Here is an 18,926-nt window from a genome sequence, read left to right on the forward strand (position 1 = left end):
CCACCCATGACTGCCGACCGCACGCTCGTCGAGAAGACCGGGACCGGCCACCTCGGCACCGCCGGGATCGCCCACCGCCTCGCCGAGGCGGTGGCGCCGTTCGTCGGCGGCGAGCTGCCGGTGCGCCTGCGCGCCTGGGACGGCTCCGAGGCCGGGTCGCCCGACGGCCCGCTCGTCGTGCTCAACTCGATCGACGCCGTACGCCGGCTGCTCTGGCACCCGGGCGAGCTCGGCGCCGCGCAGGCCTACGTCACCGGTGAGCTCGACGTGCCCGAGGTCGACGGCTGGAACCTCGACAAGGCCCTCACCTACGCCTTCGCGGTGGCCAAGGAGCGTGGCCTGTCCGGCGTGCGCCCCTCGCCGAAGGCGGTCCTCAGCGCCGTGCGCGCCGCCCTCGACCTCAAGGCCATCAGCCGCCCTCCGGCGGCGCCGGCCTCGCAGGCCAACATCAAGGGCCGGCTGCACAGCGCGCTGCGTGACCGCCGCGCGATCAGCCACCACTACGACCTCTCCAACGAGTTCTACTCGCTGATTCTCGAGCCCCACATGGCCTACTCCTCGGGCTACCACTCCTCGCCCGACCAGCCGCTGCAGGAGGCCCAGGAGGCCAAGCTCGACCTGGTGCTGACCAAGCTCGGCGTCACCGAGGGCTCGACCCTGCTCGACGTCGGCTGCGGCTGGGGCTCGATGTCGCTGCGCGCCGCAGAGAAGTTCGGCGCCCGCGTCGTGGGCGTCACCATCGCCGCCGAGCAGAAGAAGTTCATCGACGCCCGCATCGCCGAGCGCGGCCTGGCCGACCGCGTCGAGATCCGCCTGCAGGACTACCGCGAGGTGCCCGAGCGCGACCACTTCGACGCCGTCTCCTCGATCGAGATGGGCGAGCACGTCGGGCAGAAGAACTACCCGACCTACGCCTCGGTGCTGCACCGCTCGGTCAAGCCCGGCGGCCGCGTGCTCATCCAGCAGATGTCGCGCACCGGCAAGTGGCCCGGCGGCGGCCCGTTCATCGAGTCGTTCATCGCCCCCGACATGTACATGCGCCCGGTCGGCGAGACCGTCGCCTTCCTCGAGAAGGCCGGCCTGGAGGTCCGCGACGTCCACGGCCTGCGCGAGCACTACGTCCTCACGGTCGCCGGCTGGCTCGAGAACTTCTACGCCCATCGCGACCGCCTGATCGAGCTCACCGACGAGGAGACCTACCGCGTGTGGGAGCTCTACCTCGTCGGCGGGTCGATGGCCTTCCGCGACGGCCGCATGGGCGTCGACCAGATCCTGATGGTGCGCCCCGACGGGCCCCACGACCTGCCGCTGATCCGCACGTTCTGACGGCGGGGCCCGCGCGGCGGCTCAGTCATGGGCGAGGTTGGTCGCGGCACGACGCTCGAGCAGCGCGCGCTCGCTCCGGTTGCGCGTACGCCGGGCCGCCTCGGCGAACGCCGCCCCCGCCGGTGCGTGGCGTCCCGACCGCTCCAGCAGGTCGCCACGCACGCTGGGGACCAGGGGTGAGTCACCGAGCGGGTCCGGGCCGAGCGCGTCGAGCACGGCAATTCCTGCCGCGGGGCCGAACGCGCGCCCGTGGGCCACGGCACGGTTGACCTCGACGACCGGCCCCGGCGCGGCGCCCGCGAGGACGTCGTACAGGTCGGCGATCCGGCGCCAGTCGGTGTCGTCGGCGTGCTCGGCGCGCGCGTGCTCGGCGGCGATCAGGGCCTGGAGGTAGTAGCGGCCGACCGGTCTGCGGCGGGCGGCCAGGGCGCTGGCGCGGTGCAGCGCGTCGGCGCCACGCCGGATCAGGTCCTGGTCCCACAGCGTGCGGTCCTGCGCCTCGAGGAGCACGGCCCGGCCGAGGTCGTCGGTGCGCGCGGCGGTCCGCGACGCCTGCAGCTCGAGCAACGCCTGCAGGCCGAGGACCTCCGGCTCGTCGGGGGTCAGCGCGGCCAGCATGCGGGCCAGCCGGAGGGCCTCGGCGATCAGGTCTGGCCTGGTCCAGTCGTCGCCGGCCGTGGCGGCGTAGCCCTCGTTGAAGATCAGGTAGACCACGGCCATCACGTCGTCGAGCCGCTCGGCCCGCTCGGCGCCGGTGGGCAGCTCGGGCCCGACGCCGGCCTCGGCCAGGGTCCTCTTGGCCCGCGAGATGCGTTGGCCCATGGCCGCCTCGGTGGCCAGGAACCCGCGCGCGATCTCGGCCGTCGTGAGACCGCCGACCAGGCGCAGGGTCAGGGCGGCCGCGGACTCCGCGCTCAGCGCGGGGTGACAGGTCAAGAAGACCAGCCGCAGGACGTCGTCCTCGATGTGGTCGACCATCGCGTCGAGGTCGGGCACCTCCCCCTCCTCCCCCCGGTCGTCGTGGTGGAGCTCGGCGAGCTTGCGACGCAGCGTCTCGGCGCGACGGAAGTGGTCGACCCCGCGGCGCTTCGCAGCGGTCATCAACCACGCGCCCGGGTTGGCCGGCACACCGGAGCCGGGCCACTGCTCGAGGGCCGCGACCAGCGCGTCCTGCGCGAGGTCCTCGGCAAGGCCGACGTCGCGGGTCATCCGGGTCAGGGCGCCGACGAGGCGGGCCGACTCGGCCCGCCACGCGGCGACGACGACCGCACGCGGGTCGACCGTCCCTGTCCCTGTCCCTGTCCCTGCCGGCACGGCGCCAGCGTAGTGAGACCTCTCAGGCGGTGGGGTCCTCCGGACCCTCGGCGACCTGGCGCAGGGTCGCGACGACCGTGGCCTCGGGCCAGTGCTCGGCGTGCAGCTCGGCGAACTCCTGCTGCGCCGCCACGGCCTCCTCGAGCGTGTCGTAGCGCAGCAGCGACCACCCGCCCACGACCTCCTTCGCCTCGGCGTACGGGCCGTCGACCCGGCTGACCTCCCCGGCCCGGACCACGAAGTTGACGGCATCCTCGGTGCCGAACAGGCCACCGCCGTCGAGGAACACGCCCTTGGCGGTCTGCTCGCCGATGTAGGTGTCCATCGCGTCGAAGAGCGCCTGCGGCGGCATCCCGATGCCCTCCTCCATCCTCACGAATCCCATGAAACGCGGCATCTCGATCACTCCCTGTCGTTGCTGTGACTTGCTGGTGGCTTGCTGGTCACCCACACGTCGTACGGGCTCGGCGTCCTTCGACATCGTCCCCGAAGGTTTTTCCAGCGGCGGCCGTCAGACCTCCGGGGTGAGGACCTCTAGGACAGGATGAACCCATGGACAACGTGCTCATCGCGCTCGGCGCCTCCCTGCTGACCGTGGTCGTCGGCATGACCGTCACCGCGATCCGGATCCGCCAGCTCGACAAGGCGGCCGTGGTCGACGTGACCTGGGGCGCCGGGTTCGTGCTGGTCGCCGTGGTCTCGGCGGTGATCGCCACCACGCGCGACGACGGCGATGTCCTGCACGCGTGGCTGCTGGTCGTGCTCGTCGCGGTGTGGGGCGGGCGGCTCGCGTGGCACGTGCGCAGCCGCGCGCTCGGGGACCACGCCGGCAAGGAGGACCCCCGCTACGCCGAGATGCTCGGGGGCTCGGTCTCCGAGGTCGGGATCGGCACCGTCGTACGACGCGTGCTGCTGGTGCAGGGCGTCGTGCAGTGGTTCATCGCCATCCCCGTGGCCGTCGGTACCTTCTTCATGGTCGAGATCTGGCCGGTGGTGCTCGCCGGGGTGGTGGTGTGGGGCATCGGCATGTTCTTCGAGACCGTCGGCGACCGCCAGCTCGCGGCGTACAAGAAGATCCCGAAGGACCAGCGGCCGCAGGTCATGGAGACCGGGCTGTGGGCCTGGACCCGCCACCCCAACTACTTCGGCGACGCCACCGTGTGGTGGGGGCTGTGGCTGGTCGGGGGGCTCGGGTCGGGGTGGGTCATCGGGCTCGCGACGGTGCTGTCGCCGTTGGCGATGACGTACTTCATCCGCAACGTCACCGGGGCCAAGCTGCTGGAGAAGACGATGATGCAGCGCCCCGGCTTCCCCGAGTACGCCGAGCGGGTGCCGCTGTTCTTCCCCCGGCCGCCGCGACGCGCCTGACCGCCGCCCCGAACGCACAGAGGCGAGGGGAGGGACGACCGGCCCGAGCCGGTGTCGCTCCCTGGGCCCGGTTGCGCCTCCGGGACCAGGGACTGCGGGTGGTCCGACCGCCGCGGGGTGCGGGGCGGATCCTCCCTCCCTTGGGCGACTCTCCCCAGTGCCGCCGTGCCCCCAGGGTAAAGAAACCGGTCGGTCGGGCACCAGCGCCCGGCTGGGCTGGTCCGAAGTGACTAGGGACGGTCCGGGTCTTCTAGGGTGATGCCGTGCACGTCGACGACGAGTGGGGCGACGAGATCACCCGTCTGGCCTCGGCCGACAACTTCCGCGACGTGGCCGGACCGGGCTACACGACGGCGTCCGGCTCGCCGCTGCGACCCGGGGTCCTGTGGCGCTCCAACGAGCTGCAGCTGATCGACGAGGACGCCGCCCTGCTCGCCTCCCTGGGCATCGGCGCGGTCTTCGACCTGCGCGGCAGCCAGGAGGTCGAGGCGCACCCCGACGTCGAGGTGCCCGGCGCGACCTGGCACCACGTCGAGGTCGGCGGCATCCCGCCGGGCGCGGGTGCCGCGCTGCCCGATGCTGCTGCGGCCGTCGACGCCATGCTCGACGTCTACCGCCGCTTCGTCACCGACCCCGGTGCCCGCCGCTCCTTCAGCACCCTGCTGGCCGCGCTCGCGACCTCGTCGGTGCCGCAGCTCTTCCACTGCACCGCGGGCAAGGACCGCACCGGCTGGGCCGCCGCGCTCGTGCTCCACGTCGCCGGCGTGGCCGACGACGTCGTCGAGGCCGACTACCTGCTGACCAACGAGCGCTCGGCCGACACCCGTGCGAAGTACCTCGGCCTGGTCGCCGAGCACCTCGGCGCCGACCGGGTGCCGACGTTCGAGCCGACCATGGTCGCCGACCTCGCCTACCTGCGCGCCGCGGTGGCGCAGGCGGAGACGTCGTACGGCTCGCTGGGGGGCTACCTGCGCGACGGGCTGGGCTTGGGCGACGACGTCCTCGCCGCGCTGCGCGCGCGCCTGGTCGTCGACCCAGGACCGGGCTAGGACGGCTCGCTCAGCCGGTCCAGGTCGGCCGGGTGCCGCACCTCGCCGGGGTGTCGCGTGAGCGGCGCGGTCGGTGGGGGGCCGGGGTCGGGCACGGGGTCGACCGACCCCCGCAGGTCGGCCTCCTTGCGGTCGGGCTCCAGCACGATCTCGTGGGTGTCGCCGTCGCGGCCGTCGAAGCGCACGACGACGGTCTCGAAGCCCTTGTGCCGCTGCATCTGGGCGTACATCGCGTAGGCGCGGCGGTCGGCCTCGGTGAGGTCGACGGCGTCGGTGAACGGCGTGAGCAGCGCTCGCGGCCACAGCCGGCGGGCCAGCACGACGTTGACCTCGATGCCGAGGATGGCCATCACCGAGGCGATGTAGATCAGGCCGACCAGACCGAGCACGAAGGCGAAGGTCTGGTTGAGCGAGCTCGCCCCGGCCAGGACGCGGGTGACGTAGACGGTGCCGATGTACTGCAGCAGCTGCCAGAGCACCGCGACGGTCAGGGCGCCCGGCAGCGCCGTACGGACACCGGCGCTGCGTGCCGCCGCGACCCGGAAGAGCACCGTGAGCACGGCGGCCACGACCACCACGGTCGCGCCCTGCACCAGCCAGGCCAGCATGCCCACGGGCCGGCCGCCGAGGGCCTCGGTGCTGCGGGCGACGGCGGAGAACACCGAGATCCCGACCACCCCGACGCCGGCGAAGATGAGCAGGACCAGGCTGCGCAGCCGGGCCAGGACCGGGTTGGGCCGGCTGTTGCGGGGCACCGCCCACGCGACGGCCATCAGGTTCTGCAGAGCCTGGCCCAGGCCCACTGCGCCGTAGAGCGCCGCCAGACCACCGACGACCACGGCGCTGGTCGAGCCCTGCAGGCCCTGCGGCCGGCCGAGCTCGTCACCGACGATCGGGAAGGTCCGCAGCGCGGAGTCGAGCACCTGCTGCTGCAGGTCGGGGTTGCCCTGCAGCAGGAAGCCCAGGATCGACGAGGCGAGCAGCAGCAGCGGGAAGATCGCGACGAACGCGTAGTAGGTCACCGACGCCGCGAGCACGTTGCCCTGGTCGTCGAAGAACTTGTAGAACACCGCGATCGGGAAGCCCAGCACGGTGTGACGCCGCTGCGCGCGGTCGACCACGCCCACGGCACCCATGGGGCGAGGCTACCGACCCGGCCCGCCCCCGGCTCGCCCCTGGCTCCAGGGCAGCCTCACCGCAGGCGCAGCTCGCCCCGCTCGTCGACCTCGAAGAGCACGGGGTCGTCGGGGTCGGGCACGTCGGTGCCGAGGGCCACGTCGACCTTGTCGGCCGAGCAGGCGGTCACGTCGAGCACGACCTCGACCGCCTGCGCCGGGGTGAGGTGGCGGCGTACGGCGTCGACGTCGCGGGCCCGCAGGTCGGCCGGCGTCCAGGTGATCGCGTCGGCGAGCGCGAGCGCGGCCTGCTGCGCGGCGGACAGGTCGCTGTCGCGGTAGTGGTCGACCGCCTCGAAGGTCGTCTTGTCGGTGCCGGCGGCCAGCGCCGCGACGCTGCGGCGTGACAGGGCGACCCGGCAGCCGTGGTGGCGCGCGACCCGGAGCCGGACCAGCTCGGTGGTGACCGGGTCGAGCTCGTCGAGCAGGGCGACCTCGCGCCGCAGCTCGTCGCGCACGACCCGGGTGTACGGCGTGCGCTGCGGTGCCGGGTCGTACCACGCGTCGGCGCCGAAGAGCGCGTCGAGCGCGGCCCGCAGCCGCGGCAGGGACTCCGAGACCCACGCGGCAAGGGTGGCGTCGACGGCGCCGGCAGCCTGGGCGACCCCGCCGTGCAGCGCGACCCAGGCGGCGCGCTGGGCGGCGGTGATCGCGCTGACGTCGACGGCGAGCTGCTCGGCGAACACCATCTCGCGGGTCGGCGGGGGCAGCGGCGCGCTGCGGGGGCCGGTCGGCGGGGGCCGCAGGGGCGGCAGGCCCAGGCCCTCGGCCGTGACGACACGGATCGCGGCCATCTCGGCCTCGCCGACGGAGTCGGGCCAGGCCGACACCAACCCCGTCAGCGTGACGGCCACCGTGGGGGCGTGCTGCTGCAGCGCGGCAGCACCCCCCACGGTCCAGGAACCAGGCATGGCCGCACGGTAGCCCCCTGCCGGGTCGGGCGGACCGGCTCAGTAGGACTTGGGCAGCCCCAACGAGTGCATGGCCACGAAGTTGAGGATCATCTCGCGACTCACCGGCGCGATCCGGCCGACCCGGGTGGCGACCAGGAGGCCGGCCATCCCGTACTCCTGGCTGGCGCCGTATCCGCCGTGGGTGTGCACGGCCCGGTCGACGGCGTTGCAGGCGGCCTCGGCGGCGGCGTACTTGGCCATGTTGGCGGCCTCGCCGGCGGCCATCTCGTCGCCGGCGTCGTAGAGGGCGGCGGCCTTCTGGTTCATCAGCGCCGCCATCTCGATCTCGATGTGGCTCTGCGCGAGCGGGTGCTGGATGGCCTGGTGGGAGCCGATGGGGGCGTTGAAGACCTCGCGCGTCTTGGCGTAGGCGACGGCCTTCTCGAGGGCGAAGCGCGCCAGGCCGAGCGAGAACGCCGCCGCCATGATGCGCTCGGGGTTGAGGCCCGCGAAGAGCTGGACGAGGCCACCGTTCTCGTCGCCGACCAGCGCGTCGGCCGGCAGCCGGACCTCGTCGATGAAGACCTGGAACTGCTTCTCGGGCGAGACCATCTCGACCGGGATGTGGTGGTAGGTGAACCCGGGCGCGTCGGTCGGGACGACCATGAGCACCGGCTTGAGCTTGCCGGTCCTCGCGTCCTCGGTGCGCGCGACGACCATGACGTTCTCGGCCTCGTCGACCCCGGAGATCCAGATCTTCTGACCGCTCAGCACCCACTCGTCGCCGTCGCGGCGCGCGGTGGTCGTGATGTTGTGGGTGTTGGTGCCGGCGTCGGGCTCGGTGATCGCGAAGGCCATCGTGGCGGTGCCGTCGCACAGCCCGGGCAGCCACTTCTGCTTCTGCGCCTCGGTGCCGTAGCGGGAGATCACGGTGCCGCAGATCGCCGGGCTGACGACCATCAGCAGCAGCGGGCAGCCCTGCGCGGCGAGCTCCTCGCAGACCGCGGCGATGTCGCCGATGCCGCCGCCCCCGCCGCCGTACTCCTCGGGGATGTTGATGCCGAGGTAGCCGTTCTTGCCGATCTCGAGCCACAGCTCGGTGGTCTTCTCGCCGGCGCGGGCCTTCGCGGTGAACCACTCGCGACCGTACTTGCTCGCGAGCTTGGCGACCTGGGCGCGCAGCTCCCGGCGCTCCTCGGTCTCGGTGAACGTGCTGGTCATGGGGCTTCTCCTTCGACGACGGCGAGGACTTCTCCCGAGGCCACCTGGGTCCCGGGCTTGACGTTGATCTCGGTGACGGTGCCGGCGGCCGGCGCGCTCACCGTGTGCTGCATCTTCATGGCCTCCAGGACCAGGACGGTCGCGCCCTGGCCTACGGCCTGGCCGACCTCGACGTCGACCCGGACGACGGTGCCGGGCATCGGTGCGAGCAGGCTGCCGCTGGTGACCGCGTCGGCGGGGTCGGTGAACCGGGGGGTACGCCGCAGCGCCCGGTGGCCACCGGGCCAGTCGACGTCGACGCTGAGCCCGTCGACGGCCACGTCGTAGGTCGTGCGGACCCCGTCGGCCTCGAGGGTCACCCGGGTGGGGCCCGCCTCGACCACGGTTGGCCCGTCGACGACGGTGTAGCCGGTGCGGCCGCCGTACCAGGCGACCTCGGTGCCGTCGTCGAACGTGGTGCGCTGGGCCTGGCTGACGACGTTGCGCCAGGCGACGGGGGTGCCGCGCTGGACGACGCGCCGCGCGCGGTCGGCCTCGGCGAGCGCGATCGTCGCCGCGACCTCGGGGTGGCCGGTCCGCGCCCGCGCCGGCGACGGCACGTCGAGGAACGCCGTGGTGACGTCGCCGGCGAGGAACCGCGGGTCGCGCAGGACCGCGACGAGCTGCTCGCGGTTGGTGGTCAGGCCGTGGATGCGGGCCCGGTCGAGGACGCCGGCCAGCGTGCGGGCCGCCGCCTCGCGGGTGGGCGCGTGGGCGATCACCTTGGCGAGCATGGCGTCGTAGTGGGTCGACACCTCGCTGCCCGAGGCGAACCCGGTGTCGACGCGGATGCCGGTCTCGACCGGGATCTCGAACGTCGTCAGCCGCCCGCTCTGCGGCTGGTAGCCGGCCTCCGGGTCCTCGGCGTACAGGCGGACCTCGATCGCGTGGCCCTCGGGCTCCGGGTCGTCCGCCTGAGCGTGAGTCGGGGCTCCCGCTGAGGCGGACGACTCGGCCACGGCCAGCTGCTCGGCGACGAGGTCGACGCCGTGGACCGCTTCGGTGACGGGGTGCTCGACCTGCAGGCGGGTGTTCATCTCCAGGAAGTAGAAGCGATCGGCGGCCTGGTCGTAGAGGAACTCCACGGTCCCGGCCCCGAGGTAGCCGATGGCCTCGGCCGCGGCCCGGGCCGCCTCGTGCAGGGCGCGCCGGGTCGCGTCGGGCAGCCGTGGCGCCGGCGCCTCCTCGACGACCTTCTGGTGGCGACGCTGCAGCGAGCAGTCGCGCTCGCCGTAGACTCGCACCCCGTCGGGGTGCCCGACGACCTGCACCTCGACGTGGCGCCCGCGCTCGACGTAGGGCTCGACGAAGACGGTGCCGTCGCCGAACGCGGACGCCGCCTCAGCGGCGGCCCGGTCGATCTCACCGGGCAGGTCGGCGAGGGTGCGGACGATGCGCATGCCGCGACCGCCGCCGCCCGCGCTGGCCTTCACGATCAGGGGCAGGTCGGCCTGCGTCGGCTCCTCGGGCGCCTCGAGGACCGGGACGCCGGCGGCCGCCATCAGCCGCTTGGCCTCGATCTTGGAGCCCATCGCGTCGATCGCCTCGGGCTGCGGCCCGACCCAGGTGATCCCGGCGGCGATCACGGCGCGCGCGAAGTCGGCGTTCTCGGACAGGAAGCCGTAGCCCGGGTGGATCGCGTCGGCACCGGTACGGCGCGCGGCGTCGATGACGAGGTCGGCGCGCAGGTAGGTGTCGGCCGGCGCGTTGCCGGCCAGGGGGACGGCGAGGTCGGCCTCGGCGACGTAGGGCAGCCTTGCGTCGGCGTCGGAGTGGATCGCCACGGTCTCGATGCCGAGCGCGCGGCAGGTGCGGAAGACCCGGCTCGCGATCTCGGCGCGGTTGGCGACCAGCAGGCGGGTGATCATCGGGGGTTCCTTGGTCTCGAGGCTCGCTTCGCTCGCACCTCGACCAGCGGAGGGGCGGCAACGGTGGTTGAGGTGCGAGGAGCGCTAGCGACGAGCCTCGAAACCCCCGCAGGCACAGGTCGGCTTGAGCCATTCCTGCGGTGGTTTCGACGCGCCCGTTGCGACCTCGTTCCTCGGTCGCAGGGCTTGCTCAACCTTCGCTCGCGACGAGACCGCTCCTTCGTCGCGTTCTCTGCTCGCTCGGTCACGGCCGGAACACCCCGAACCGGTCGGTGCCGGTGAAGGCCGAGTTGTCGATCACCGAGAGGCAGATGCCGAGCACGGTGCGGGTGTCGCGGGGGTCGATGACGCCGTCGTCGTAGAGCATCCCGGACAGGAAGTAGGGCAGCGACTGCTCCTCGACCTGGGCCTCGACGACCTGCTTGATGCCGGCGAACCCCTCGCGGTCGAAGGGCTCGCCCTTGGAGGCCGCCGACTGCTCAGCGACGATCTCGAGGACGCCGGCCAGCTGGGCCGGGCCCATGACCGCCGACTTGGCGCTGGGCCAGGTGAAGAGGAAGCGCGGGTCGTAGGCGCGGCCGTTCATGCCGTAGTTGCCGGCGCCGTACGACGCACCCAGGATCACCGTCAGGTGCGGCACGGTGGAGTTGGAGATCGCGTTGATCATCATCGCGCCGTGCTTGATGATGCCGCCCTGCTCGTAGTCCTTGCCGACCATGTAGCCGGTGGTGTTGTGCAGGAACAGCAGGGGCGTGTCGGTCTGGTTGGCCAGCTGCACGAACTGCGTGGCCTTCTGGGCGTCCTCGCTGAACAGCACGCCCTGGGCGTTGGCGAGGATGCCGACCGGGCGGCCGTGGATCTTGGCCCAGCCGGTGACCAGCGAGGTGCCGTAGAGCGGCTTGAACTCGTCGAGCACCGCCCCGTTGGTCTTCGACACCCCATCGACGAGGTGGGCGATCACGTCGCGCGGGTCGAAGGGGACCTTGAGGTCGGTCGGGATCAGGTCGAGCAGGTCCTCGGGGTCGACGGCGGGCTCGGCGTACGACGCCACGTCGGGCTCGGGGACGGCCTTGCGCCAGTTGAGGCGGGCCACGATGCGGCGTCCGATGCGGATCGCGTCGCGCTCGTCCTCGGCGAGGTAGTCGGCCAGGCCGGAGGTGCGGGCGTGCATCTCGGCGCCGCCCAGCGACTCGTCGTCGGACTCCTCACCGGTCGCCATCTTGACCAGCGGCGGGCCGCCGAGGAACACCTTGGCCTGCTCGCGCACCATCACGGTGTAGTCGCTCATGCCGGGCACGTAGGCGCCGCCGGCGGTCGAGTTGCCGAAGACCAGCGCGATGGTGGGCGTCTTGGCGGCCGAGGCGCGTGTGATGTCGCGGAAGAGCTTGCCGCCGGGGATGAAGATCTCCTTCTGCGTCGGCAGGTCGGCGCCGCCGGACTCGACGAGCGAGATCGTCGGCAGGCCGTTCTCGGCGGCGATCTGGCTGGCACGGAAGATCTTCTTGACCGTCCAGGGGTTGCTCGCCCCGCCCTTGACCGACGGGTCGTTGGCGGTGATGAGGCACTCGACGCCCTCGACCACGCCGATGCCGGTGACCACCGACGCCCCGACCTTGAAGTCCGACCCCCACCCGGCGAGCGGCGAGAGCTCGAGGAAGGCCGAGCCCTCGTCGACGAGCAGCTCGATGCGCTCGCGCGGCATCAGCTTGCCGCGCGCGTGGTGACGCGCGACGCTGCGCTCGCCGCCACCGGCGACCGCCTTCGCGTGCTCGGCGTCGAGAGCGGTGATCTTGTCAAGCATCGCTGCTCTGTTGGTCGTCGTCCCGTTCATGCCTCGAGCACCGCCTTCATCCGCTCCAGCGTCGTGCGCATGCCGTTCTCGTTGGTGCGCCCGCGCAACCGGCCGAGCAGCAGCCAGTAGAGGCGCATCGGCAGGGCGGGCTCGAGCCGGAAGTACTCGGTGACGTCGGTGCCGCCGCCCGAGGGCGAGAGCCGGTAGCCCCAGTTGTTGACCGCGACCTTGTCGGTGCCGACGGAGAACTCGAAGACCTCGCCCTCCACGCACCGGGTGACCTTGCACGGCGACCAGTACGTCGGCCCGACCCCGTTGCGCTTGACGTGGCCGGCGAACGTCGCCCCCACCTCCGGCCCGGTCGAGCCGCGGGTCCACCTGGCCTCGAACGTCTCGGGCGAGAACTCCCCGATGCGCGTGACGTCGCTGACCAGCGCCCAGACCCCGGCGACCGGGGCCTCGACGTGCACGGTGACCTCGCCGCCGAGCGGCGTCAGGAGCCTCATCGGACGACCCCACGTCGGTCGAGGTGCGAGGCCGCCCGCGGCCGAGCCTCGAGACCAGCAGAACCGTGGCTCGCGACCTCACCCCGACCGTGGTTGCGTGGCCGTTGACCCTGCGAGGTCTCGAGGTGGTTCCTGAGGTGCGAGCCTGCGAGCCTCGAAGGGCTCGTCGCTAGCGCTCCTCGCACCTCGACCACCGGGGCCGTCACGACGCGTAGCCCATCAGCTTGGCCGCGAGGTCGGTGAGCACCTCGGTGGCGCCACCGCCGATCGGCAGGATGCGGGCGTCGCGGTAGTGGCGCTCGACCTCGGTGCCGTGCATGTAGCCGGCGCCGCCGTGCAGCTGGACGGCCTGGTCGACGACGTAGGTGGCGGCGTCGCAGGCGGTCTGCTTGGCCAGGCAGGCCTCGGCGATGACGCTCTCGCCGGCCACGTGGCGGCGGGCGACCTCGCGGGCGTAGACGCGGGCCACCTCGACCTGGCGGCGCATCTCGACGAGCTTGTGGCGCACGACCTGGTTGGCGACCAGCGGCTTGCCGAAGGTCTCGCGGTCGCGGCAGTACTGCGCGGTGAGATCGAGGGCGCGGCCGGCGACACCGTAGGCGTGGGTCGCGAGGCCGAGGCGCTCGACGACGAACTGCTCGGCGATCTGGTAGAAGCCGGCGTTCTCCTCGCCGACGAGGTTGGCGGCCGGGACGCGCACGTCGACGTAGGACAGCTCGGCGGTGTCGGAGCAGTGCCAGCCCATCTTGCGCAGGCTGCGGTCGACGGTGAAGCCCGGCGTGCCCTTCTCGACCACCAGCAGGCTGATGCCCGCGTGGCCCGGGCCACCGGTGCGCACGGCGGTGGTCACGTAGTCGGCACGCACCCCGGAGGTGATGTAGGTCTTGGCGCCGTTGACGATGTAGTGGTCGCCCTCGCGCACCGCGGTGGTGCGGATGCCGGCGACGTCGGAGCCGCCGCCGGGCTCGGTGACCGCGAGCGACCCGATCAGCTCGCCGGCCAGGGTCGGGCGCACGAACCGGTCGACCAGGTCGTGGTCGCCGGAGCGCACCGCCGCCGAGACGATGTGGGGCAAGGCGATGCCGTGGGTGAAGAGGCCGGCCATCAGCCCGGACGAGGCGCCCGTGGCGAACATCCCCTCCTGCAGGTCGGTGGTGTCGAGCACGTCGCCGCCCCCACCGCCGACCTCCTCGGGGAAGCCGACGCCGAGCAGGCCCTGCTTGGCCGCGGCGGCGTGCAGCTCGCGCGGCATCGTGCCGTCGTCCTCCCACTGGTCGAGGTGGGGCATGATCTCGCGGCGCGTGAACTCGGCGCCGAGGTCGAACAGGTCGTTGCCCGTCGATCCGGGGTCCCCGCGGCGTTGTCCGGCGGAGGAGCGAAGCGGGGGAGACGGAGAACGTCGTGGGGTGGTCATCAGAGGAGGCCTTCCTGGATGTGGACGGAGCGCGAGCGGACCCACTCGCCCAGGCCCTTGGCCTGGGGGTCGAAGCGGGTGGAGGCGGCCACGCCCTCGCCGAGCAGGCCGCGGATCAGCACGTTGACCGCGCCGAGGTTGGGCAGCACGTAGACCTCGATGTCGAGGTCCTTGGCCTCGGGGACCAGCTCGCGCACCTTGCGGGCGGTGACGAACGTGGCCAGCCAGGTGACGCGCGCGGCGTACTTGTCGGAGCCGTCGTTGACGACCCACAGGCCGAGGTTGGCGTCGCCGCCCTTGTCGCCGGAGCGGGCGTGGACGAACGTGCCGAGGGCGACGCGACGGGTGATCGAGTCGGCCGGGGCCGGGCACGGCGAGGGGCGGCGTCCCTCGTCGTCGTCGACGACCGAGAACTCGGTCGGGTCGGGCACGACCTCGCGGCGTCCGTCGGCGTGGACGACGGTGTGGGTGACGGCCGCGCGGTCGACGTACGCCGGCCGGTAGACGCCGTAGGGCGTGGGCGGGCCGGGCGGCGACGTCATCGTGAAGCCGGGGTAGGAGCCCAGGGCGAGCTCGACCAGCGGGCCGGTGAACGCCTTGCCGACCGGGCCGGACTCGGGGTCCATCACGGTGACCCGCAGCAGGCAGGACGCGCCCTCCTCGGTGTCGGCGTCGACGGCCGGGAGGGCGGTGCGGGTCCAGCTGACCGTCGCGGCCGTGAGGGCGCCGTCGACCTGCGAGCGCACCCAGTCGGCCTTGGCGTCGATGTCGAGGCCGGTGAGGACGAGCTCCATGGTGTTGCGGAAGCCGCCGAGGGTGTTGACGCACACCTTGAGCTGCGCGGGCGGCGCCTGGCCGCGCACGCCGCTCACCTCGACCCGGTCGGGGCCGACCTGTGCGAGGCGGACGGTGTCCAAATGGGTGGTGACGTCGGGGCCGAGGTAGCGCGTCGACTGGATCTCGTAGACGAGCTGGGCGGTGACGGTGTCGACGGTGACCGCACCGCCGGTGCCGTCGTGCTTGGTGACGACGAACGAGCCGTCGGCGGCGATCTCGGCGAGCGGGAAGCCGAGCGGCCGGCCGTCGAGGGGCAGGGTCTTGAAGCCGGAGAAGTTGCCGCCGGTGGCCTGGGTGCCGCACTCGAGCACGTGGCCGGCGACCACGGCGCCGGCGAGCTCGTCGTACGACGTGGGGCCCCAGCCATGGTGGGCGACGGCCGGGCCGACGACGAGGCTCGCGTCGGTCACCCGGCCGGTGACGACGACGTCGGCGCCCTCGCGCAGGGCCGCGGCGATGCCGAACCCGCCGAGGTAGGCATTGGCGGTCAGGGCGCCGTCGAACTGCAGCGCCCGCAGGTCGTCGCCCTCGACGTGGGCGGTCGCGGGGTCGAGGCCGAGGCCGCGGGCCACCTCGCGCAGCCGGTCGGCCAGCCCCGCGGGGTTGAGGCCGCCGGCGTTGCTGACGATCCGCACGCCCTTCTCGAGGGCCAGGCCCAGGCAGTCCTCGAGCTGGCGCACGAAGGTGCGGGCGTAGCCGAGGCCGGCGTCCTTCATGGTGTCCTTGCCGAGGATCAGCATGGTGAGCTCGGCGAGGTAGTCGCCGGTGAGGACGTCGAGCCCCTGCCCGTCGGTGGTGCCCTCGAGCATCTCGCGCATCGCCGAGAGGCGGTCGCCGTAGAAGCCGGAGCAGTTGCCGACCCGCAGCGGTTTCGAGGCTTGCCCCGCTCGCACGTCAACCACCGTTGCTCGGCGTGCGGCCGGGGCCGGCCGGACCGGCGAAGCACTGGGCGACGTCGAGCCAGGCGTCGGCGCCGGGGCCGACGGCGACCAGGTCGGTGTCGGCACGGTGGACGCGCTGGGTGACGAGCTCGCAGAAGTCGACCGCCGAGCCGGTCACCGACTCGGGCGCGTCGTCGACGCCCCAGGTCCAGGTCTCACCGCTCGGGGCGGTCAGCACGACGCGCACCTCGGCCTCGGGCACGGCCAGGCCACGGTTGGCGAAGGAGAAGCCGCGGGTGCGGACGCCGATGTGGGCGACGTGGCGGACCCGGTCGGTGTGCTCGACCTCGAGACCGAGCGCGGTGACCACGTCGAGCGCGTGGGCCCAGGTCTCCATGAAGCGCGCGGTGACCATCGAGGCGGCCGACATCGGCGGCCCGAACCACGGCATCTTCGCGCCGTCGGGCACCGCCCGCAGGGCCTGCGCCAGCGCGACGCGGGCGGCGTCCCAGCGCGCCAGCAGCTCGGCGGGCGGGAGGGTCGCGAGATCGAGGGCTCCGGCGTCGACGAACCCGGTGGGGTCGGCCAGCGCGGCGAGCACGATCGCGTCCCACGGCTCGGCCTCGACGTGGGCGCGGGCAGCGGTCGCGGCGGTCTCGTCGGTCCAGAGCAGGTGGGCGACCTGGGTCGCGACGCTCCACCCGGGGGCCGGCGTGGGCGTGGCCCAGCCGGCGTCGTCGAGGTCGGCCACGACGGCGCGCAGCCGGTCGCCCTCGGCGGTGAGGTCGGCGAGCAGGTCGTCGAGCAGGGTCACGGGGTTGCTCCCTTGAGCTGGGTGTCGAGCACGAGGGCCCACTGGTCGAGGATCCGTCCACGACGCCGGGCGTCGTCGGTGATGGTGGTGGCCAGGCCCAGGCCGCGGACCAGGTCGAGGGTGGCCTGGACGAGCTCGCGCACGCCGGGCTGCGACTCGTCGGCGCCGAGCGCGTCGACCACGAGGCGGTGCGCCTCGCGCCCGACCCGCTGCTCGAGGGGCGCGACGGCGGCCAGCAGGGTCGCGTCGGTGCGCGCCGCGACCCACAGCTCGAGGGCGGCGAAGAAGACGGGCGAGGCGAAGTGGTCGCCGAGCATCTCGAGCACCGCCCGCGTGCGGGTGGGCCCGGTCGGCAGGTCGGCGGCGGCGGCCGCCAGCTCGGCGCCGCGCACCGCGGTGAGGTGCTCGACCGCGGCCAGCACCAGGTCGTTCTTGCTCGGGAAGTGGTGCAGCTGGGCCCCCCGGCTGACCCCCGCGCGCTCGGAGACCAGCGTGGTCGACGTACCGGCGAAGCCGTGCTCGACCAGGCACTCGACCGTCGCCTCGAGCAGCCGCGCCCGCATCACGCGGGTGCGCTCCTCCTGCGGCACGCGGGTGGTCGCGGCGGTCGTCACGCCTCCCGACGATGCCGCAGCAGCAACAAACAGTCAAGCCTGATTCTAAGTGTCGGACGATAGTCGTGGCCGTTCCGCACGGGGGGCGGGGTCGGTGCGGATGGTCCACGACTATCCCGGATGGATAGTCGTGGACGTTCCGCACGCGAGGCGAGGTCGGTGCGGATGGTCCACGACTATCGGCTCAGGCGGCTCGGTAGCCGAGCCAGCGCTCGCGGTCGGCGGCCGAGAGGGCGCGACGCTGCTCGACGGTGAAGGTGGGCACCCACCAGCCGGGCAGCTCGGTGGTCCAGGTGCGGTCGGACTGCGGCCTCGCCGCAGCACGGGCGTACGCCGAGCGCAGGTCGCTCACGAACCGTCCGCCGAGGTCGCCGGCGCGGGCCGTGACCTGCTCGAGCCCGTGGTGCTCGAAGGCGGCGTCGCGCACCGCGTCGGCGCGTGGCGCGTCGCCGACCAGGTGCACGCCACCGTCGTACTGCCCGATCACCCCCGCGACCGGGTCGATGAGGTCGGGGGTGCCGATGTGACGACCCGCGAGGTCGAAGACCGGCCGGTTGGCCAGCGGCGAGGGGAAGCCCGCGTCCTCCCACCACGTGAGCATCCGGAACTCCTGGGGCGACCAGCAGTTCTCGACGGCCCGCGGCAGCGCGTCGCGGCACCGCGGCACACCGGTGTACGCCGGGTGGTCGAGCGCGTGGGCGGTCATCTCCTCGACCGAGACGAGGTCGTCGAAGGCCGCCATCGCGAGGACCAGGGCCGCCTCGGTGACGGAGGGGGCGTAGCGCATCGCGAAGAACGCGGCCGGGACGGGCCAGGCGACCCAGATGCCGTCTAGGCTGACGGCCTCCGCCGGGTCGAAGCGGTCCCCGGTCATGTGGAACCCCGCTTGCGTGCGGATGCGGTGGGCGGGCACCGCGATGTCGACGTCGACCAGGGTCCCGTCGGCGCGGGTGCCGGTGAACCAGGTCGCGCCCTGCCAGTGCAGCGACCCCCAGCCGGTCACCGCGCCGCACCGCGGCACCAGGTAGCCGGCCTCCAGCACGCGTTGGGCCGGCGTCAGCTCGACGTCCGAAGGCACGTAGAGACCGTGGCTGCTGCGTCGCCACTCGGGCCCGGACGCCTGCCGGCGCGTCGGACCCCCGACCCCGTCGGGGTCGGTGCGCACCGGCGCGACCACCCGGTGCGCCGTACCAGGAGGGATGCGGTGGCGCATGCGGACAGGATGGACCGATCGGCGGCACCCGCGCGTCCGTCCTCCACAGGCCCGTCGCACCCTCCACCCGCCGGGATAGTCGTGGACGTGGTGCACGCGGTCGGGCTCGGTGCACAACGTCCACGACTATCGGCGGCGATGGGCCACAGGGGGGCACAGTCGGCGCCCGCCGGACCTAGGACGAGGGCCGAAGGACCCGCCCTCGCAGGACCGCCCAGGCCCCGGTGCACCACAGCGCCCAGGCCACCAGCAACGGCTGGAAGAACAGGCGTACGACGCGGCTGGTGGTCGAGTCGAGCCCGAACGAGTCCGACCCGTGGACCGCCTGCCACACGTTGCCGGGGAACACCGCGACGAAGAACACCGCCACCACGAGCCCGAGCGTCGCGAGCCGGTCACCGCGCAGCACGAGCAGCGCGACGCCGAGGACCAGCTCGACGACCCCGGAGACCAGCACGATCGCCTCGCGCAGCGGCAGGAACGTCGGGACCTGGCCGAGGAACTCCGCGGTGTCGACGAAGTGGGCGGTGCCCGCGACCAGCAGGACGGCCGCCAGCAGCACGCGGCCGAGGACCTTCAGCACGGGGCTCATCCGGGCAACC

17 protein-coding genes are annotated in these 18,926 nt (G+C 73.1%); 3 read left to right on the top strand and 14 right to left on the bottom strand.

What is annotated here, in order from left to right; all coding sequences use genetic code 11:
• Positions 1-6 precede the first annotated feature (6 nt).
• A complete protein-coding gene (locus FZC61_RS16450) occupies positions 7-1,326 on the top strand; it encodes an SAM-dependent methyltransferase (protein WP_148615264.1) in 1,320 nt (439 codons plus the stop codon).
• A gap of 21 nt (positions 1,327-1,347) precedes the next feature.
• Here the strand turns inward: FZC61_RS16450 and FZC61_RS16455 are convergent, their stop codons facing one another.
• Positions 1,348-2,640, bottom strand: coding sequence for an RNA polymerase sigma factor (locus tag FZC61_RS16455; protein WP_246142741.1), 1,293 nt, complete (start codon positions 2,638-2,640; stop codon positions 1,348-1,350).
• Between the two features lie 22 nt (positions 2,641-2,662).
• Positions 2,663-3,025, bottom strand: a complete 363-nt coding sequence (locus FZC61_RS16460) for a YciI family protein (RefSeq protein ID WP_246142742.1) — start codon at positions 3,023-3,025, stop codon at positions 2,663-2,665.
• Positions 3,026-3,192: 167 nt separating this feature from the next.
• Here FZC61_RS16460 and FZC61_RS16465 point away from each other — a divergent pair, with 167 nt between their 5' ends.
• Entirely contained in the window at positions 3,193-4,008 is an 816-nt protein-coding gene (locus tag FZC61_RS16465; protein WP_148615266.1) for a DUF1295 domain-containing protein, read from the top strand.
• Positions 4,009-4,271: 263 nt separating this feature from the next.
• Complete coding sequence (locus FZC61_RS16470) at positions 4,272-5,057, top strand: tyrosine-protein phosphatase (RefSeq protein WP_148615267.1); 786 nt, start codon at positions 4,272-4,274, stop codon at positions 5,055-5,057.
• Here the strand turns inward: FZC61_RS16470 and FZC61_RS16475 are convergent.
• The 12 genes from FZC61_RS16475 to FZC61_RS16530 all read right to left on the bottom strand — a co-directional run bounded on the left by FZC61_RS16475 (position 5,054) and on the right by FZC61_RS16530 (position 18,916).
• Positions 5,054-6,193, bottom strand: a complete 1,140-nt coding sequence (locus tag FZC61_RS16475) for a YihY/virulence factor BrkB family protein (protein WP_148615268.1) — start codon at positions 6,191-6,193, stop codon at positions 5,054-5,056. The two genes, FZC61_RS16470 and FZC61_RS16475, sit on opposite strands and share 4 nt — an antisense overlap.
• Positions 6,194-6,249: 56 nt before the next feature.
• Positions 6,250-7,143: a carboxymuconolactone decarboxylase family protein gene (locus tag FZC61_RS16480; RefSeq protein ID WP_148615269.1), complete on the bottom strand. Its 894-nt coding sequence runs from the start codon at positions 7,141-7,143 to the stop codon at positions 6,250-6,252.
• 39 nt (positions 7,144-7,182) lie between these two features.
• The gene (locus FZC61_RS16485) at positions 7,183-8,346 is read right to left on the bottom strand and encodes an acyl-CoA dehydrogenase family protein (protein ID WP_148615270.1); all 1,164 of its coding nucleotides are present in this window, start codon (positions 8,344-8,346) and stop codon (positions 7,183-7,185) included.
• Entirely contained in the window at positions 8,343-10,253 is a 1,911-nt protein-coding gene (locus FZC61_RS16490; RefSeq protein WP_148615271.1) for an ATP-binding protein, read from the bottom strand. Before FZC61_RS16490 ends, FZC61_RS16485 begins: the two co-directional genes overlap by 4 nt.
• A 244-nt stretch (positions 10,254-10,497) precedes the next feature.
• Positions 10,498-12,054 carry an acyl-CoA carboxylase subunit beta gene (locus FZC61_RS16495; RefSeq protein WP_246142743.1) on the bottom strand — a complete coding sequence of 519 codons (1,557 nt, stop codon included), beginning with the start codon at positions 12,052-12,054 and terminating at the stop codon, positions 10,498-10,500.
• Between the two features lie 26 nt (positions 12,055-12,080).
• On the bottom strand, positions 12,081-12,551 hold the full coding sequence (locus tag FZC61_RS16500; RefSeq protein WP_148615273.1) for an SRPBCC family protein: 471 nt from the start codon (positions 12,549-12,551) through the stop codon (positions 12,081-12,083).
• A gap of 202 nt (positions 12,552-12,753) precedes the next feature.
• Positions 12,754-13,965, bottom strand: a complete 1,212-nt coding sequence (locus FZC61_RS16505; protein WP_148615274.1) for an acyl-CoA dehydrogenase family protein — start codon at positions 13,963-13,965, stop codon at positions 12,754-12,756.
• A complete protein-coding gene (locus FZC61_RS16510) occupies positions 13,965-15,695 on the bottom strand; it encodes an acyclic terpene utilization AtuA family protein (protein ID WP_246142744.1) in 1,731 nt (576 codons plus the stop codon). Before FZC61_RS16510 ends, FZC61_RS16505 begins: the two co-directional genes overlap by 1 nt.
• Position 15,696: 1 nt before the next feature.
• Positions 15,697-16,497 carry a TIGR03084 family metal-binding protein gene (locus tag FZC61_RS16515; RefSeq protein WP_148615276.1) on the bottom strand — a complete coding sequence of 267 codons (801 nt, stop codon included), beginning with the start codon at positions 16,495-16,497 and terminating at the stop codon, positions 15,697-15,699.
• Positions 16,494-17,111 carry a TetR/AcrR family transcriptional regulator gene (locus FZC61_RS16520; protein WP_342780335.1) on the bottom strand — a complete coding sequence of 206 codons (618 nt, stop codon included), beginning with the start codon at positions 17,109-17,111 and terminating at the stop codon, positions 16,494-16,496. The genes FZC61_RS16515 and FZC61_RS16520 overlap by 4 nt, the downstream gene beginning before the upstream one ends.
• A gap of 184 nt (positions 17,112-17,295) precedes the next feature.
• On the bottom strand, positions 17,296-18,324 hold the full coding sequence (locus FZC61_RS16525; protein ID WP_148615277.1) for a hypothetical protein: 1,029 nt from the start codon (positions 18,322-18,324) through the stop codon (positions 17,296-17,298).
• Between the two features lie 175 nt (positions 18,325-18,499).
• The gene (locus FZC61_RS16530) at positions 18,500-18,916 is read right to left on the bottom strand and encodes a DoxX family protein (RefSeq protein ID WP_148615278.1); all 417 of its coding nucleotides are present in this window, start codon (positions 18,914-18,916) and stop codon (positions 18,500-18,502) included.
• Positions 18,917-18,926 lie beyond the last annotated feature (10 nt).

Source organism: Nocardioides rubriscoriae (assembly GCF_008087085.1).
GTDB lineage: Bacteria > Actinomycetota > Actinomycetes > Propionibacteriales > Nocardioidaceae > Nocardioides > Nocardioides rubriscoriae.

Coding starts and splice junctions, on each gene's coding strand:
- FZC61_RS16450 (WP_148615264.1), top strand. CDS start 7: ATGACTGCCGACCGCACGCTCGTCGAGAAGACCGGGACCGGCCACCTC.
- FZC61_RS16460 (WP_246142742.1), bottom strand. CDS start 3,025: ATGGGATTCGTGAGGATGGAGGAGGGCATCGGGATGCCGCCGCAGGCG.
- FZC61_RS16465 (WP_148615266.1), top strand. CDS start 3,193: ATGGACAACGTGCTCATCGCGCTCGGCGCCTCCCTGCTGACCGTGGTC.
- FZC61_RS16475 (WP_148615268.1), bottom strand. CDS start 6,193: ATGGGTGCCGTGGGCGTGGTCGACCGCGCGCAGCGGCGTCACACCGTG.
- FZC61_RS16480 (WP_148615269.1), bottom strand. CDS start 7,143: ATGCCTGGTTCCTGGACCGTGGGGGGTGCTGCCGCGCTGCAGCAGCAC.
- FZC61_RS16485 (WP_148615270.1), bottom strand. CDS start 8,346: ATGACCAGCACGTTCACCGAGACCGAGGAGCGCCGGGAGCTGCGCGCC.
- FZC61_RS16490 (WP_148615271.1), bottom strand. CDS start 10,253: ATGATCACCCGCCTGCTGGTCGCCAACCGCGCCGAGATCGCGAGCCGG.
- FZC61_RS16495 (WP_246142743.1), bottom strand. CDS start 12,054: ATGCTTGACAAGATCACCGCTCTCGACGCCGAGCACGCGAAGGCGGTC.
- FZC61_RS16500 (WP_148615273.1), bottom strand. CDS start 12,551: ATGAGGCTCCTGACGCCGCTCGGCGGCGAGGTCACCGTGCACGTCGAG.
- FZC61_RS16505 (WP_148615274.1), bottom strand. CDS start 13,965: ATGACCACCCCACGACGTTCTCCGTCTCCCCCGCTTCGCTCCTCCGCC.
- FZC61_RS16525 (WP_148615277.1), bottom strand. CDS start 18,324: ATGCGCCACCGCATCCCTCCTGGTACGGCGCACCGGGTGGTCGCGCCG.
- FZC61_RS16530 (WP_148615278.1), bottom strand. CDS start 18,916: ATGAGCCCCGTGCTGAAGGTCCTCGGCCGCGTGCTGCTGGCGGCCGTC.